The organism is Streptomyces atratus (assembly GCF_900119365.1).
GTDB classification, from domain to species: domain Bacteria; phylum Actinomycetota; class Actinomycetes; order Streptomycetales; family Streptomycetaceae; genus Streptomyces; species Streptomyces atratus_B.
The window spans coordinates 124295-140268 of sequence record NZ_FPJO01000004.1 but is presented as its reverse complement, the minus strand read 5'-3'; the positions used below and the strand labels follow the sequence as shown (position 1 = coordinate 140268).

At 71.2% G+C, this 15974-nt stretch carries 12 protein-coding genes; 6 read left to right on the top strand and 6 right to left on the bottom strand.

Translation table 11 applies throughout. From position 1 onward, the window contains the following. Window positions 1-54 precede the first annotated feature (54 nt). Entirely contained in the window at window positions 55-1053 is a 999-nt protein-coding gene (locus BT364_RS09560) for an aldo/keto reductase family protein (RefSeq protein WP_072484700.1), read from the top strand. A gap of 40 nt (window positions 1054-1093) precedes the next feature. Here BT364_RS09560 and BT364_RS09555 read toward each other — a convergent pair whose 3' ends face one another. From BT364_RS09555 to BT364_RS09535, 5 genes are all read right to left on the bottom strand, one after another. After that, a complete protein-coding gene (locus tag BT364_RS09555; protein WP_072484910.1) occupies window positions 1094-2455 on the bottom strand; it encodes an NAD(P)/FAD-dependent oxidoreductase in 1362 nt (453 codons plus the stop codon). A gap of 128 nt (window positions 2456-2583) precedes the next feature. After that, window positions 2584-2925 carry a hypothetical protein gene (locus BT364_RS09550; protein ID WP_072484699.1) on the bottom strand — a complete coding sequence of 114 codons (342 nt, stop codon included), beginning with the start codon at window positions 2923-2925 and terminating at the stop codon, window positions 2584-2586. Between the two features lie 29 nt (window positions 2926-2954). Further along, window positions 2955-4685, bottom strand: coding sequence for an aa3-type cytochrome oxidase subunit I (ctaD, locus tag BT364_RS09545; RefSeq protein ID WP_072484698.1), 1731 nt, complete (start codon window positions 4683-4685; stop codon window positions 2955-2957). Between the two features lie 325 nt (window positions 4686-5010). Continuing rightward, window positions 5011-5748, bottom strand: a complete 738-nt coding sequence (locus BT364_RS09540; RefSeq protein ID WP_072484697.1) for an SDR family oxidoreductase — start codon at window positions 5746-5748, stop codon at window positions 5011-5013. Window positions 5749-5955: 207 nt separating this feature from the next. Beyond that, the gene (locus BT364_RS09535) at window positions 5956-8178 is read right to left on the bottom strand and encodes an NADP-dependent isocitrate dehydrogenase (protein ID WP_072484696.1); all 2223 of its coding nucleotides are present in this window, start codon (window positions 8176-8178) and stop codon (window positions 5956-5958) included. A gap of 234 nt (window positions 8179-8412) precedes the next feature. Between BT364_RS09535 and BT364_RS09530 the strand changes: the two genes are divergently transcribed. The 4 genes from BT364_RS09530 (at window position 8413) to BT364_RS09515 (ending at window position 11604) form a co-directional block, all read left to right on the top strand. Further along, the gene (locus BT364_RS09530) at window positions 8413-9342 is read left to right on the top strand and encodes an LLM class F420-dependent oxidoreductase (RefSeq protein WP_072484695.1); all 930 of its coding nucleotides are present in this window, start codon (window positions 8413-8415) and stop codon (window positions 9340-9342) included. A 201-nt stretch (window positions 9343-9543) separates the two neighbouring features. Further along, window positions 9544-10536 (top strand): dihydroxyacetone kinase subunit DhaK, encoded by a 993-nt coding sequence (dhaK, locus tag BT364_RS09525; protein ID WP_072484694.1) that lies wholly within the window; start codon window positions 9544-9546, stop codon window positions 10534-10536. Window positions 10537-10582: 46 nt separating this feature from the next. Beyond that, the gene (dhaL, locus tag BT364_RS09520; protein ID WP_072484693.1) at window positions 10583-11197 is read left to right on the top strand and encodes a dihydroxyacetone kinase subunit DhaL; all 615 of its coding nucleotides are present in this window, start codon (window positions 10583-10585) and stop codon (window positions 11195-11197) included. Beyond that, window positions 11194-11604: a PTS-dependent dihydroxyacetone kinase phosphotransferase subunit DhaM gene (locus BT364_RS09515; protein ID WP_072484692.1), complete on the top strand. Its 411-nt coding sequence runs from the start codon at window positions 11194-11196 to the stop codon at window positions 11602-11604. Before dhaL ends, BT364_RS09515 begins: the two co-directional genes overlap by 4 nt. Before the next feature lie 86 nt (window positions 11605-11690). Here the strand turns inward: BT364_RS09515 and BT364_RS09510 are convergent, their stop codons facing one another. Further along, window positions 11691-15119, bottom strand: a complete 3429-nt coding sequence (locus BT364_RS09510; RefSeq protein ID WP_079179398.1) for a phosphodiester glycosidase family protein — start codon at window positions 15117-15119, stop codon at window positions 11691-11693. A gap of 313 nt (window positions 15120-15432) precedes the next feature. Between BT364_RS09510 and BT364_RS09505 the strand changes: the two genes are divergently transcribed. Continuing rightward, window positions 15433-15945, top strand: a complete 513-nt coding sequence (locus BT364_RS09505) for an NUDIX hydrolase (protein ID WP_072484691.1) — start codon at window positions 15433-15435, stop codon at window positions 15943-15945. Window positions 15946-15974 lie beyond the last annotated feature (29 nt).

Below are 15974 nucleotides of genomic sequence, written 5' to 3'. Positions count from 1 at the left end.
CATGGCCGGGTCCTTGCACGATCCGCGCCTCACGAACACAGGGAGAGCAGCCACATGGAGTTTCGCCGACTCGGCCGCAGCGGCCTGACCATCAGTGAGATCGCTTACGGAAACTGGCTCACCCACGGCTCCCAGGTGGAGGAGGACGCAGCGGTGGCCTGCATCCGCGCCGCCCTGGACGCCGGAATCACCACCTTCGACACCGCGGACGTCTACGCCGAGACCCGGGCCGAAGCCGTCCTGGGCCGGGCGCTCAGGAACGAACGCCGCGAGAGTCTCGAGGTGTTCACCAAGGTCTACTTCCCGACCGGTCCCGGAAACAACGACCGGGGGCTCGGCCGCAAGCACATCATGGAGTCCATCGACAATTCGCTGCGCCGCCTGCAGACGGACTACGTGGACCTGTACCAGGCCCACCGCTACGACCACTCCACACCGCTGGAGGAGACCATGGAGGCCTTCGCCGACGTCGTCCGCTCCGGCAAGGCCCTGTACATCGGTGTTTCGGAATGGACGGCCGGCCAGCTCCGCGCCGCACACGGACTGGCCCGCGAGCTGCGGGTGCCGCTGATCTCCAACCAGCCGCAGTACTCGGCGCTGTGGCGGGTCATCGAGAGCGAGGTGGTGCCCGCGTCCGAGGAGCTGGGCATCGGCCAGATCGTCTGGTCCCCGATCGCTCAGGGCGCGCTCACGGGCAAGTACAGGCCCGGTGCGCCGCTCCCGGCCGGTTCGCGGGCGACGGACGACAAGGGCGGTGCGAACATGATCGCCGACTGGCTGCGCGACGATGTGCTGGAGCGCGTTCAGCGGTTGCGGCCGCTCGCCGACGGCGCCGGTCTCAGCCTGGCCCAGCTCGCGGTCGCGTGGGTGCTGCAGAACTCCAACGTCTCTGCCGCGATCATCGGCGCCTCCCGGCCCGAGCAGGTGACGGAGAACGCCGCGGCGGCCGGTGTGACGCTCGACGCGGAGCTGCTGAAGGGGATCGACGACATCCTGGACCCGGTGGCCGAGCGGGATCCCGGGCTGACGGCCGGGCACGCGGGCAACAGCTGATCCGACCGGCCGTTCTCCGCCCCGGCCCCGCGGTGCGCGGTCAGGTGCCGGTGTGCAGCGAGGCGGTGTGCTCGCGGACCTGCGCCGGTGTGAGGTAGGCGTCCGCGTGCTCGAAGTCGCGCAGTCTGGCCGGCTGCCGGGACAGGAAGCCGGTGCGTACGAAGTCGTCGCCCGCGACCGCGTTGAGCACCCAGTTGGTCATCACCCGTGCCTTGGCGACATTGGTGCGCAGCGCCGACCAGTGGTATCCGCGGGCGACGGCCTGCGCGGGGATTCCGTGCAGCTCGACGCCGAGCGGCTTGGAGACCGCGTCCTTGCCGCCGAGGTCCACGACGAGGCCGAGGTCCTTGTGGACGTACGGCTTCAGCGGCTGGTGGCGCAGGGTCGCGATGAGGTTGTCGGCGAGCCTGCGGCCCTGGCGCATGGCGTGCTGTGCGGTGGGCGGGCAGACCGCTCCGTCGCCCTTGCTCAGGTCCGGTACGGCCGCGCAGTCGCCGAGGGCGAAGACTCCGTCGAAGCCCGGCAGGCGCATCTCGGGGGTGACGGCCAGCCGGCCGCGTACCGTCTCCGCGTCGAACGTGGTGACCAGCGGGCTCGCGGTGACGCCCGCCGTCCAGATCAGGGTCCGGCAGGGCAGCACCCGGCCGTCGGTGAAGGTCACCTTCTCCGGGGCGGCCTCGGCGATCGAGACGCCGAGCGACACCTCGATGCCGCGGGCGCGCAGCATCTCCAGGGCGCTCCGGCCCAGCTTGTCCCCCAGCTCGGGCATCAGCTTCGGGGCGATGTCGATGAGGTGCCACTTGATGAGCTTCGGGTCGAGCCTGGGGTAGTGCCTGACCGCGTTGGTGGTGAGGCGCTGCAGGCAGGCGGCCGTCTCGGTGCCGGCGTAGCCGCCGCCGACCACCACGAACTGCAGCCGCGAGGCGCGTTCGTTCTCGTCGTGGCTGGCGTCCGCGAGGTCGAGCTGGGCGATCACATGGTCCCGTACATATGCGGCCTCGGCCAGAGTCTTCATGCCCCGCGCGTTGTCCAGCAGACCGGGGATGTCGAAGGTACGGGTGACGCTCCCGGCGCTGAGCACGATGTAGTCGTAGGGCTCGTAGACGATCTCGTCGGTGATCTTGCGGATGATGCAGATCTTCGCCTTGGGGTCCACGCCGATGGCCCCGCCCGGAATGATCCGGGTGCGGTGCTTGCGGCTGCGGCGCAGCGATACGGCGACCGACTGCGGGGTGAGCACGCCCGCCGCCACCTGAGGCAGCAGGGGGAGGTAGAGCTGGTACGAGAACGGGGCGACGAGCGCGATCTCCGCCTCGCCGGGGGCGAGCCCGCGCTCCAGACGGCGTACGCATTCCACTCCGGCGAATCCGGCTCCGACAACGAGGATCCTGGGGCGTGCCACAGTGTTCGTCCCTTCTCGGGCCTGTACGGTCATACGTTCGCCTGCCGTCGCACGCGCCCGTCGTTCCATCTTCACGAGCCCCGGGCGAGTTCGCCTGCTGGGGACGGCGGACGGACGACGCCACCCGGTCAGCGGGTCAGCAGGGTGAGTGCGGTACAGGTGCCGCCGACCGCGCCGGCGAACACGACACCGGCGGCCACGCAGCGTGCCTTGAGCAGGCGGTAGCGCGCCTCGTACTCGCCGCGCAGCGAGGTGGCGCGGGCGGAGATCCGGGCGAGCGTCGCCTGTGATGCGGCGAGGCGGTCGGCGGTGTAGACGCGTTCCACGTCCTCGCGCTGTGCCGTGGTGAGCCAGGGCAGCTCGTCGGTGAAGCGGGCCGCCCGGCGGCGGGCCTCCTCGACCTCGGCGCTCCACAGCAGGTAGCCCTGCAGCTGTGCCAGACCGCGGGCGCTGTCCTTGTCGGGGTCCACTCGCTCCTCCTCCCGCCGGGCCGCCACGCTCAGGCCCGGTCGTCCCCCTGAGTTCGGGGCAGCTCCGTGTCCGCACGGTTGAGGGCTACGTCGAGCGCGCGGACCGAGGGGTGGTGCAGGTCGAAGGCCGGGGATTCGGAACGGATCCGCGGCAGGGTGAGGAAGTTGTGCCGCGGCGGCGGGCAGGAGGTCGCCCACTCCAGCGAACGGCCGTAGCCCCACGGGTCGTCGACCCCGACGTTCTTGCCGTACTTCGCGGTCTTCCACACGTTGTAGAAGAACGGCAGCACCGACAGACCGAGCAGGAACGAGGAGATCGTCGAGACCGTGTTCAGCGCGGTGAAGCCGTCCGCGGCGAGGTAGTCCGCGTAGCGGCGCGGCATGCCCTCGGCCCCCAGCCAGTGCTGCACCAGGAACGTGCCGTGGAAGCCCACGAACAGCGTCCAGAACGTGATCTGACCGAGCCGCTCGTCCAGCATCTTGCCGGTGAACTTCGGCCACCAGAAGTGGAATCCGGCGAACATCGCGAAGACCACGGTGCCGAAGACGACGTAGTGGAAGTGCGCGACGACGAAGTACGAGTCCGAGACGTGGAAGTCCATCGGCGGCGACGCGAGGATCACGCCGGTCAGGCCGCCGAAGAGGAAGGTCACCAGGAAGCCGATCGACCAGAGCATCGGTGTCTCGAAGGACAGCGACCCGTGCCACATGGTGCCGATCCAGTTGAAGAACTTCACACCGGTCGGGACCGCGATGAGGAAGGTCATGAACGAGAAGAAGGGCAGCAGCACCCCGCCCGTGACGAACATGTGGTGCGCCCACACGGTCGCGGAGAGGCCCGCGATGGCGATCGTCGCGCTGATCAGGCCGATGTAGCCGAAGATCGGCTTCCGGCTGAAGACCGGGATGATCTCACTGACGATGCCGAAGAACGGCAGCGCGATGATGTACACCTCCGGGTGGCCGAAGAACCAGAAGAGGTGCTGCCAGAGCAGGGCGCCGCCGTAGGCCGGGTCGAAGACGTGCGCGCCGAACTTGCGGTCCGCCTCCAGCACCAGAAGTGCCGCCGCGAGGACCGGGAAGGCCAGCAGGACCAGCACGGCGGTCAGCAGGACGTTCCAGACGAAGATCGGCATGCGGAACATCGTCATGCCGGGGGCGCGCATGCCGATGATCGTGGTGATGAAGTTGACCGAACCGAGGATCGTACCGAAGCCGGAGAAGGCCAGACCCATGATCCACATGTCGCTGCCGATGCCCGGTGAGCGGACCGCGTCGGTCAGCGGGGAGTAGGCGAACCAGCCGAAGTCCGCCGCGCCGTTCGGGGTGAGGAAGCCGCCGACGACGATGACCGAGCCGAAGAGGTAGAGCCAGTACGCGAACATGTTCAGCCGCGGGAACGCCACGTCGGGTGCGCCGATCTGCAGCGGCATGATCCAGTTGGTGAATCCGGCGAACAGCGGCGTCGCGAACATCAGCAGCATGATCGTGCCGTGGATCGTGAACGCCTGGTTGAACTGCTCGGGCGAGACGATCTGGATCCCCGGACGCGCCAGCTCGGCGCGCATGACCAGGGCCAGCACCCCGCCGACGACGAAGAAGGCGAACGAGGTGACGAGGTAGAGCGTGCCGATCGTCTTGTGGTCGGTGGTGGTCAGCCACTTGATGACGACGTTTCCCGGTTCCTTGGCATGGACCGGAAGCTCGTTCGCGTACGTCTCCTCTTCGTCGGCTGCCCCTGTTGTGCCCGTCGTCGTCACTGGGACGCTCCTTCGATTGTCGTTCGCGGGTGGACCGAGCCCCGGCAGGGGCGCCGTTCCCACCGGGACGGCCCGCAGACCGGTCCCGCACGCGTCACGCCAGATTCCAGGTGCAGCAAATCAGCCGCCGGGCCGCTGTGCGCGGCCCACCGCCCGCCGCCGCGTGACATTCACCCATCAGGGCGTCCATGGGCACAGGCCGTCTTTCAGGCCCTCGGTCCACCATGAGCCGGGCCGCCGCCGACCGAACTCCGTTGCGGTGCGGTGCCGTTGCCGGGCGATACGGTGGAGGCCCGGGCCGGGCGGCGGGCTCCCCCGGCGCCGCTCAGGCCAGCCCGCCCGTCGCGCGGACGTTCTGCCCCGTGATCCACCGGCCGTCGGGACCGGCGAGGAAGGCGACCACATCGGCCACGTCCGCGGGTTCCCCCAGCCGGCGCAGCGGGGTCATGCCGGCGACTGCCTCCAGTGCCTGCGGCGGGTTGGTGCCTCGCAGCAGCTCGGTGTCGGTGGCGCCGGGCGAGACGGTGTTGACCGTGATCCCGCGGGCCCCGAGTTCATGGGCGGCGACGGCGGTGAGCTGCTCGACGGCACCCTTGCTCGCGGCGTAGGCGGAGATACCGGGGCCCGGCCGCACGGTGTTGGCCGTGGAGATGTTGACGATGCGGCCGCCGTCGCGCATCCGTAGCGCCGCGTGGCGGATCGTCATGAAGACCGCTCTGGTGTTGACCGCCAGGACCTGGTCGAAGACCGCCGGATCGGTGTCCGTGAGCAGGGACGGGGCGGGGCAGAAGGCGGCGTTGTTCACCAGGATGTCCAGCCCGTCGAGCTCTTCCTCGGCGGCCGACATCAGGCGCTCCGGTCCGTCCGGGTCCGCGAGGTCCAGCCGGACGGACCGGACCTTGCCGCCGTCGCCGCGCACCGTGCGGACGACCTCGGCTGCGGCGTCGTCGTCGGTGGCGTAGTTGAAGACCACGTGTGCCCCGTCGCGGCACAGCCGCTCGACGATCGCGCGGCCGATGCCCCGTGATCCACCGGTGACCACGGCGTTCCTGCCTGTCAGCACGGCCGACCCCCTTCCAGGGCACGGTTGGTCCGGGCGTTCGAACCTACCGGTGGAAGGGCTCCGTGGGGCCGATTACGCGGAAACTCTTCGAGCAGGCGGCCTGGTCGGTGCCGCTCCTGGACACGGAACCGCCCCGGCCGGGCATGGTGCCGGCCGGGGCGGGAGGGGCGGGGGCGCCTGGTCGCGCCCCCTCTCCGCAGCGTCGCGTCAGCCGATGGCCGCGATGGCCTGGACGAACGTCTTCGACGGGCGCATGACGGCCGAGGCCTTGGCCGGGTCGGGCTGGTAGTAACCACCGATGTCGGCCGGCGAGCCCTGCACCGCGATCAGCTCGTCGACGATGGTCTGCTCCTGCTCGCCCAGCGTCTTCGCGAGCGCGGCGAACGCCTGCGCGAGCTGTGCGTCGTCGGTCTGCTGCGCCAGCTCCTGGGCCCAGTACAGGGCCAGGTAGAAGTGGCTGCCGCGGTTGTCGATGCCTCCCAGCTTGCGGCTCGGCGACTTGTCCTCGTTGAGGAAGGTGCCGGTCGCGCGGTCGAGGGTGTCGGCGAGGATCTGGGCGCGTGCGTTGCCCGTGGTCGCCGCCAGGTGCTCGAAGCTGGCCGCGAGCGCGAAGAACTCACCCAGGCTGTCCCAGCGCAGGTAGTTCTCCTTGACCAGCTGCTGGACGTGCTTGGGCGCGGAGCCGCCGGCGCCCGTCTCGAACAGACCGCCGCCGTTCATGAGCGGGACGACGGAGAGCATCTTCGCGCTCGTGCCCAGCTCGAGGATCGGGAACAGGTCGGTCAGGTAGTCACGCAGCACGTTACCGGTGACCGAGATGGTGTCCTCACCGCGGCGGATGCGCTCCAGCGAGAACGCGGTCGCCTCGACCGGCGACATGATCTCGATCTGCAGACCGTCGGTGTCGTGGTCGGCGAGGTACTTCTTGACCTTGGTGATCAGCTGCGCGTCGTGGGCGCGGTCCTCGTCGAGCCAGAACACGGCCGGGACGCCGGTGGCGCGGGCGCGGGTGACGGCGAGCTTGACCCAGTCCTGGATCGGCAGGTCCTTGGCCTGGCACATGCGGAAGATGTCGCCGGCGCTCACGGCCTCCTCCAGCACCACGTCGCCGTTGCCGTCGAGGACCCGCACCGTACCGGTGGTGGGGATCTCGAAGGTCTTGTCGTGGCTGCCGTACTCCTCGGCCTTCTGGGCCATCAGACCGACGTTCGGCACCGAGCCCATGGTCGACGGGTCGAAGGCGCCGTTGGCGCGGCAGTCATCGATGACGACCTGGTAGACGCCCGCGTAGCTGCTGTCCGGCAGCACCGCGAGGGTGTCGGCCTCCTGGCCGTCCGGGCCCCACATGTGACCGGAGGTGCGGATCATGGCCGGCATGGAGGCGTCGACGATGACGTCGCTCGGTACGTGCAGGTTGGTGATGCCCTTGTCCGAGTCGACCATGGCCAGTGCGGGGCCCTCGGCCAGCTCGGCCTCGAAGGACGCCTTGATCTCGGCGCCCACGTGCGGCACCGAGTCCAGGCCCTTGAGGATGGCACCGAGGCCGTCGTTCGGGGACAGACCGGCCGCGACGAGCACCTCGCCGTACTTGGCGAAGGTGTTCGGGAAGAAGGCGCGGACCACGTGGCCGAAGATGATCGGGTCGGAGACCTTCATCATGGTGGCCTTGAGGTGGACGGAGAACAGCACGTCCTCGGCCTTGGCGCGGGCGACCTGCGCGGTGAAGAACTCGCGCAGGGCGGCGACGCGCATGACCGCCGCGTCGACGACCTCGCCCGCGAGCACCGGCACCGACTCGCGCAGCACGGTGGTGCTGCCGTCGTCGCCCGCGAGTTCGATGCGCAGCGTACCGGCCTCGGCGATGGTCGTGGACTTCTCGGTGGAGCGGAAGTCGTCGACGCCCATGGTGGCGACGTTCGTCTTCGAGTCGGCGGACCACTTGCCCATGCGGTGCGGGTGCGCCTTGGCGTAGTTCTTGACCGAGGCGGGGGCACGGCGGTCGGAGTTGCCCTCACGCAGCACGGGGTTCACCGCGCTGCCCTTGACCTTGTCGTAGCGCGCGCGGACGTCCTTGTCCTCGTCGGTCTGCGGGTCGTCCGGGTAGTCCGGAAGCGCGTAGCCCTGCGCCTGAAGCTCGGCGATGGCCGCCTTCAGCTGCGGGATCGAGGCCGAGATGTTCGGCAGCTTGATGATGTTGGCCTCGGGCCGCTTGGCCAGCTCGCCGAGCTCGGCGAGCGCGTCCTCGATGCGCTGGCCCTCCTCAAGACGCTCGGGGAAGCCCGCGATGATGCGTCCGGCCAGCGAGATGTCACGGCTCTCGACATTGACCCCGGCCGTCGAGGCGTACGCCTGGATGACGGGCAGGAACGAATACGTCGCCAGGGCCGGAGCCTCGTCGGTGTGTGTATAGATGATGGTCGAGTCAGTCACCCTGTGCTCCGCTCCACGTCTGCAACATTGCTTGACATCAAGATATCTCGTGATCGCCCCGGCCTCGACAGGGCCCTGCCCTCATCGGCGGCGGAGTGTGCCACCCCGGTCGCAGAGCGCGCACCCGCCCCCGGCCGCGCTCATGTCCGCCGGCGCTCCCGGCGGGAAGCCCGGCAGGCAACAGGCAGGTGTCATACGGTGGTTGCCCCACCGCTTGTCAGAAGGAGTGCGCTCATGCCGGTCTCGCTGGGGCTCGGTCTCCCGCAGATGAAGCAGTACGACATCGGCCGCGATGTGGCCGCCGTGGCACGCGCGGCGGAGGAGATCGGCTACGAGAGCCTGTGGGTCTTCGAGCGGATCATCTTTCCCGAGCCCGCCACGCAGGGGCTGTACGGCGTTCCGGGGCTGCCCTGGCCCGATCAGTACCGCAGCGTCGCCGATCCGCTGATCACGCTCGCGCTGGCCGCCGGGGCGACGAGCCGGGCCCGGCTCGGCACCAGCGTCCTGGTCGCGCCGCTGCACGTACCGTTCCAGCTGGCCCGTTCGCTCGCCTCGCTCGACGCCGCGAGCGGCGGCCGGGTGGTCGCGGGCCTCGGCACGGGCTGGTCCCTGGACGAGTACGCCGCCGCTTCAGTCGCCCCCTTCGAGAAGCGCGGCGCGGTCCTGGACGAGCTGCTGGACGTGTGCGCGGCGGTCTGGGGTCCGGATCCCGTCTCGTACGAGGGCGAGCTGACCACCATCGCGCCGTCCGAGGTCGGCCCGAAGCCGGTACGCCCCGTCCCGGTCTATCTGCCGGCGAACAGTCCCCGGGCCACCCGCCGCCTGGTCGACCGGGCGGACGGCTGGATGCCGGTGGCCGCGGGCGCCGACCGGCTGGCAGAGCAGTGGAAGCGGGTCCAGGACCTGGCGGCCGAGCGCGGCCGGGAGCGTCCGGTCGGCGTCTGCGCCCGCGCCAACGCCAGGTACAGCGCCGAACCGGTCGGCGGTGCGGGCCGCGCCCCCTTCCACGGCAACACGGCCCAGATCGTCGAGGACCTGGCGGCCCATGCCGCGACGGGCGTTCCGGAGATCCTGCTGGACCTCCAGGGCACGACGCGCGACGCCTCGGAACTGATCGACGTGGCGGCCGAGGTGTACGAGGCGGCGCGGGCGGCAGGCGTCTGACACCACGGAGACGGACGGGTTACGGGGCGGGGCGGTGCGAGACCCTCGGGCACCCCGCGGGTCCTGTCCGGACATCCGTTCAGCGACCTCCGACACAACGTGATACCCGGTCAGTAGAGTCGGCAGTGACTCGGCGAATCCAGCCCGGCCTGTGTGAACCCTGCTCGGTGCCGGACCTTCCCACCTCGCTAGGAGATACCGTTGAGGATGCTGATCAACGTCCCCGAAACCGTTGTCGCGGACGCACTGCGCGGTATGGCCGCCGCCCACCCCGAGCTGATCGTGGATGTCGAGAACCGTGTCGTCGTACGACGTGACGCGCCGGTGGCCGGGAAGGTGGCGCTGGTCTCCGGCGGCGGTTCCGGGCACGAGCCGTTGCACGCGGGGTTCGTCGGGCCCGGGATGCTCTCCGCGGCCTGCCCCGGTGAGGTGTTCACCTCGCCCGTGCCGGATCAGATGGTACGGGCGGCCGCCGCGGTCGACAGCGGGGCGGGGGTGCTGTTCGTCGTCAAGAACTACACGGGCGACGTGCTGAACTTCGAGATGGCCGCGGAGCTCGCCGAGGACGAGGGCCTGCAGGTCACCCAGGTGCTGGTCAATGATGACGTGGCGGTGACCGACAGTCTCTTCACGGCCGGGCGGCGGGGTACGGGCGCCACCCTGTTCGTCGAGAAGATCGCCGGGGCGGCGGCCGACGAGGGCGCCCCGCTGGAGCGGGTGGCGGCCGTCGCGCGGCGGGTGAACGAGGCGTCGCGGAGTTTCGGGGTGGCACTCGGCGCCGTCACCACGCCGGCCAAGGGCTCCCCCACGTTCGATCTGCCGCCCGGTGAGCTGGAGCTCGGGATCGGCATTCACGGCGAGCCGGGGCGGGAGCGGCGGCCGATGATGACCTCGCGGGAGATCGCGGACTTCGCGGTGGATGCGGTGCTGGACGACCTTCGGCCGACCGGACCGGTGATCGTGCTGGTCAACGGCATGGGCGCGACGCCGCTGCTGGAGCTGTACGGGTTCAATGCCGAGGTCCAGCGGGTGCTGTCCGAGCGGGGTGTCGTGGCAGCTCGTACGCTCGTGGGGAATTACGTGACCTCGCTCGACATGGCGGGCTGTTCGGTGACGCTCTGCCAGGTGGACGAGGAGTTGCTGCGGCTCTGGGACGCGCCGGTGGAGACGTCGGCGCTGCGCTGGGGCCGTTGACCCGCCGGTACCGCACCCCGTCATGCTGGAGCGACAAGGAGATCATGTGCTCGACGCCGACTTCTTCCATCGTTGGATGACCGCGGCCGCGGCCCTGGTGAGCCGTGAGGCGGACCATCTCACCGACCTCGACGCCGCGATCGGCGACGCCGATCACGGGAGCAATATGCTGCGCGGGTTCGCCGCGGTGACCGCGGCCCTGGGCAAGGAGCCGCCGCAGACTCCGGGGGCCGTACTGATGCTGGCCGGACGGCAGCTGATCTCGACGGTCGGCGGTGCTTCGGGCCCGTTGTACGGGACGCTGCTGCGGCGTACGGGAAAGGCTCTGGGCGACGCCCCCGCCGTGGCCCCGGAGCAGTTGGCGGAGGCGCTCGGGGTGGGCGTCGCGGCCGTGGCGCAGCTCGGTGGGGCGCAGGCCGGGGACAAGACGATGCTCGACGCACTGCTGCCGGCCGCCGAGGCGCTCGGCACCTCGTTCGGGTCGGCCCGGGAAGCGGCCGAGGCGGGGGCGCTGGCGACGGTGCCGATGCAGGCCCGCAAGGGCAGGGCGAGCTATCTGGGTGAGCGCAGCATCGGGCATCAGGATCCCGGGGCGACGTCCTCGGCCCTGCTGATCGCCGCGCTGGCCGAGACCGGAGCGGCGGACGGGAGCGGGGCATGAGCGACGGGAAGCAGGTCGGGATCGTGCTGGTCTCGCACAGCGGCCCGGTGGCCGAGTCCGTCGCGGAGCTGGCCAAGGGCCTTGCCGCGGGCGGCGCCACGGCTCCGGTGGCCGCCGCCGGTGGCACCCCCGCGGGTGGTCTCGGCACGAGTGCGGAGCTGATCGCCGAGGCCGCCAGGTCGGTGGACGGCGGCGCGGGCGTCGCGCTGCTGGTCGATCTGGGCAGCGCGGTGCTCACGGTCAAGTCGATGCTTGCCGAGGGCGACGAGCTGCCGGACGGCTCGCGGCTGGTGGACGCGCCGTTCGTGGAGGGTGCCGTGGCGGCCGTGGTGACCGCGTCGGCGGGCGGCGACATCGCTGCGGTGGAGGCCGCGGCGTCGGAGGCGTACGAGTACCGCAAGCTGTAGGCGAGCGGGGCCGCCCCACACCGTTTCGTGGTGCGGGGCGGCCCGGACGCACGTCCGGCCATCGGGCCGGACCGGCTTTCGGCCCGTCAGGCCGCCGGCGCGGACCCGGCCGCCGCGATCCTGATCCGGGTCTGCTGTGTCGTGCCGTTGACCGTCACGGCCAGGGTGATGGTGCCCGGCCGCAACGCGGTGAGGGTGCCGGTGGACGGGTCGAGCACCGCCGTGTCGCGGTGCCGGGCGCCGCCGCGGTCACCGATGTGGACGTTCGGGGAGCCGGTCCAGTCCGCGGCCAGCGGGAAGCCGACCGGAACGTTGCGGGTCCCCTGGGTGACGGTCGCGGTGACCTTCGTACGGCCTCCGGTTCCGAGCACCGCGGGCGCGTCGATCGTCAGCGCGTCCACATGCGCGCGGGTCTGTACGGAGACCCAGTCGGGCCCGCCCTGCCAGGGCCGTTGCCGTGCGGCGGCCTGTGCGCCGTCGCTGACTCGGTCGGCGCCGACCAGCGACCAGCCGGTGAAGCCGCCGTCGTCCGCGGGCCCGGCCGGTGCCTTGCCGGAGTTGCCGTTGATCAGATACGGCACCCCGTCGACGTGCGAGGCGTGGAAGACCCCCACGTGGCTGCCGATGAAGGCCGCGCCCTTGCCCGTCGTACGGCGGAAGTCGGTGAGCCACTGTTCGACCAGGGCCGCCTCCTTGCGGTCCCCGAGCCGGCTGCCCTTCTGCACGGTCGGGTCGCGCGGCGGCACGTGCTCGATCAGCATGAGCGAGTCGACGTTCCGGTCCTTCGCCGCCGCGTCCAGCTGGGCGCGGAGCTGCTCGATCTGGGCGAAGCCGCCGCCGCGCAGGCTGAGGCTCGATGTGTCGAGGGTGACGAAGCGGGTGCCCTTGTGGTCGAACGTCCGCTGGGCGGGTCCGAATTCGGTGATGAAGTTGTCGATCCTGCCGCCCATCACCTCGTGGTTGCCCGGTACGTAGTACCAGGGCAGCGAGTCGCCGAGTTCCTCGGTGAGGATGCGGCGGGCGAAGGCCAGGTCCGCGGGCGATCCCTCGTCGACGAGGTCTCCGTTGATGACCAGGAAGTCCGGGGCCGCCGCCTCGATCTCGCGCAGGGTGCGCCGTGCCTGGGCGACGATCGCGCTGTCCGGGTCGCGGGCGACGAACTGGGCGTCGGACATCACCGCGAACTGCCAGTCCCTGCGCCCGGTCACGGCTGCCGGGTCGATCAACGGATCGGCGGGCTCGGTCTGTTCGGGCAGGTCGACGGTGGGCGGCACCTGGGCGGTGAGGTCGTCGATCACGATCTCACCCGTGTACTGCTTGGCCGCACCGGTCTCCGCGAGGTAGAAGCGGGACACCGAGAGAGGCATGGCGGCCCCGGGCGGCACCGCGAAGGTGATCTGCCGCCAGCCGGTCCAGGTGACGTACGGTCCGCGCAGCAACTGGTCGGAGCCGGCCGCGTCCTTGAGGTGCAGGGTCGGCCAGGCACCCTGGCCGTCGCCCTTGATCCAGAGCTTGAACGACTGGGGCTGGCCGGGCACGGCGACCGGCTGGGGAGGGGCGGCGTAGGCGGCGCGGGTGGCGGTGGACCGGGTGAAGTCGTAGCCGATCTTCAGTCCGGTGCCGGTGTGGCCGTCAGGGGTGGCGGCGAGCGATCCGTCCGCGCGGGCCTGGCTGAACTTCCAGGACCCGGCGTCGTCGAAGGAGGAGACGGCCTGCTCGGTGAGGCCGACGCTGACGGCGAGGACGGTGCTGGTGCCGGCGACGGTCGCCTTGATCTGTCCGGCACCGGAGCCGGTGCGCGAGGCGACGCTGAAGGATCCCTGACCGTCGTCGCGGATGTCGAAGAGGGTGTGGTCGTAGTCGAGCGCGATGTCGCGCGGCTCGACGGGGGCGCTGGTGCCGTGGGCGTCGAGCCCGACGATGCCGAAGGTGCCGGTGGCCCCGGCATCGGCGAGGCCCACGCGCTGGGTGGTGGGCTGGATCCGGGCCAGCTTGTCGAGGACGGTCAGGGACGTGCTCCCGCGGGCCGCTCCGTGTTCGGCGCGTACGTCGGTGCTGCCGCTGCGGCGTGCGGTGAAGAGCCCGTGACCGTCGACCGTGCCGACGGAGCCCCGCGCGGTGTGCCAGCGCGGGGTGCCCTGCGCCGGGCCGTACGTCTCGTCGTATCCGGTCGCGGTGAGACGTCGGGTGAGACCGGGGAAGACCCGGTCGGGGTGGCCGCCCTTGACGGGGTCGACGCCCGGAGCGGAGCCGGCCGGCGTACGGGGCTGGACCCAGTAGCCCTTCAGCCGTCCGCTGCCGTCGGGGGCGGTGAGCGCGAGGCCGTTGGGAACGGTGCGTTCGCTGCCGTCGGACGGGCTGTTCTCCACCTGGAGCGCGTCGCTGCCGGGTACGCGGGCGACGAGGGTCGACGAGCCGCCGCCGTCCAGGTTGAGTGCGCTGTAGGAGCCGGCGCGCTTCATCATCAGGGCGAGTTCGGTGAGGGTGACGCCGCCGCTGTCGGCCTGCCGTCCGTCGACGGTGAGGATCTGCATGGTCCGGCCGTCCTCGGAGAAGCCGACGGCGGTGCGGGGCGCGGCGGTGTTGTTGCCCTCGCCGTCATGGTTCTGCGCGACTCCGTCGACGACGAGGAGTTCCCGGCCGCCGACGGCGGTGCGCGGCACGGCCCCGCCGTCGGTCCGGGCCCGGTAGGCCAGGGACACCGGGTCGCCGGGCTTCAGGGCGTCGAGTGCGGCGGCTCCGGCCTCACGGCCGACCAGGACGGTGGTGTCGTCGGGTACGGCCCCCGATCCGGGGGCGTGCGAGACGGAGACGACCTTGCCGTCCCGTACCACCGCTTCGGCGACCGGGGTCGCGTTGTCGACGGTCAGGGCCCGGTCGGCGGTTCCCCAGGCCGAGGTGTACGCGCCCACTTGGCCGGCCGGCACGTTGGCCGCGTTGTACGCGGCGAGCGGCCGCTGCCCGGCGGGCAGGGTGAGCGTTCCCTCGAAGTACAGGTTCAGGATGCGGCCCGCGCTGTCGGGGCCGATGCCGACGGCCCGGTTGATCCCGGGGGCGGGCGACTGGACGGTGGCCCCGTCCCTGATGCCGATCCCCTCGGGCGCTCCCGTCTGGTTGATGTCGAAGAAGTCGGCGTTGATCGCGGCGACGGTGCGGCGGCCGCGGCCCGCGTCGTGTCCGGCGGCCAGTTCGGAGACGGTGTGCCGCTCGGAGACCTTGCCGGAGGAGAGGTAGTCGGCGCGTACGCCGCTGCCGGCGAGGTCGACCGAGAGGTTGTCGACCCGCAGCCACTTGTCGGACTCCAGCCGGTCGTACGAGCTGAGGCGGACCCCCGGGGCGATCGGGCGGGACGTACGCGCGGTCTCGATGCCGTCGCCGTCCACGACCGAACGGGGTGCCCCTGCCGCGTTGCTCGCGGCTGGTGGGGCGACCGGTCTGAGGATCTCGGCGGGGGTGCGGGGGCGTGGATCGGAGCTCGGATCGGCGAGTGCGGGAGAGATCGCGCCGAGGGTCATGGCGGACACCGTCGCGAGCAGCACGAGCGGGCGCGCGATCGTCCGGTTTCCTCGCGCGGCCCTCCCGCGCGGTGGGGTTGTCCTGCCGACTGTGCCTGGGCCCACAAGTCCTCCTGGGATTGCGATGGTTGCGCGGCCCGGTCCGGGCAGCGGCGCTGTCGGCGGACAGCATGGCCGCGCGCGCAATCACGCACCAGGGGGCGTCGGGAACCTCACGGCGAACAGGACGCGTCGGCTCGATGACGGCAATGATCACCGGGAACGGGGTGTCGTCCGCGGCTGTGTACCTCGGCCGGGACGCAGACTTAACGGCATGCCATCTCAGCAGCGCGCCAGGCGCAGTGCGGGCCTTCTCCTGTTCCGAAGGTCGAGCGAGTCCGGTTTCGAGGTACTCATCGGGCACATGGGCGGCCCGTTCTGGGCGGGTCGCGAGAGTGCGGCCTGGTCGGTCCCCAAGGGGGAGTACGGCCCCGAGGAGGAGCCGGCGGCCGCCGCCCGCCGTGAGTTCGCGGAGGAGTTCGGGTGTCCGGTGCCGGACGGCGAGTGGGTGGCGCTGGGCGAGGCACGTCAGTCCGGCGGCAAGACCGTGACGGTGTGGGCGCTGGAGGCGGATCTCGATGCCGCGTCGGCGGTCCCCGGGACGTTCACCATGGAATGGCCGAGGGGGTCGGGTGTGCTGCGGGAGTTCCCGGAGGTCGACCGGTTCGACTGGTGCACGCCCCGGGAGGCGGCGGAGCGGCTCGTCACGGGACAGCGGGTCTTCCTCGACCGGCTGCGGGAACACCTGGCGGACGGGCGGGTGACACCCGATCAGGAGGGGGCCTGAGCGGGCCGCCGGACGACAGGACGCAGGGG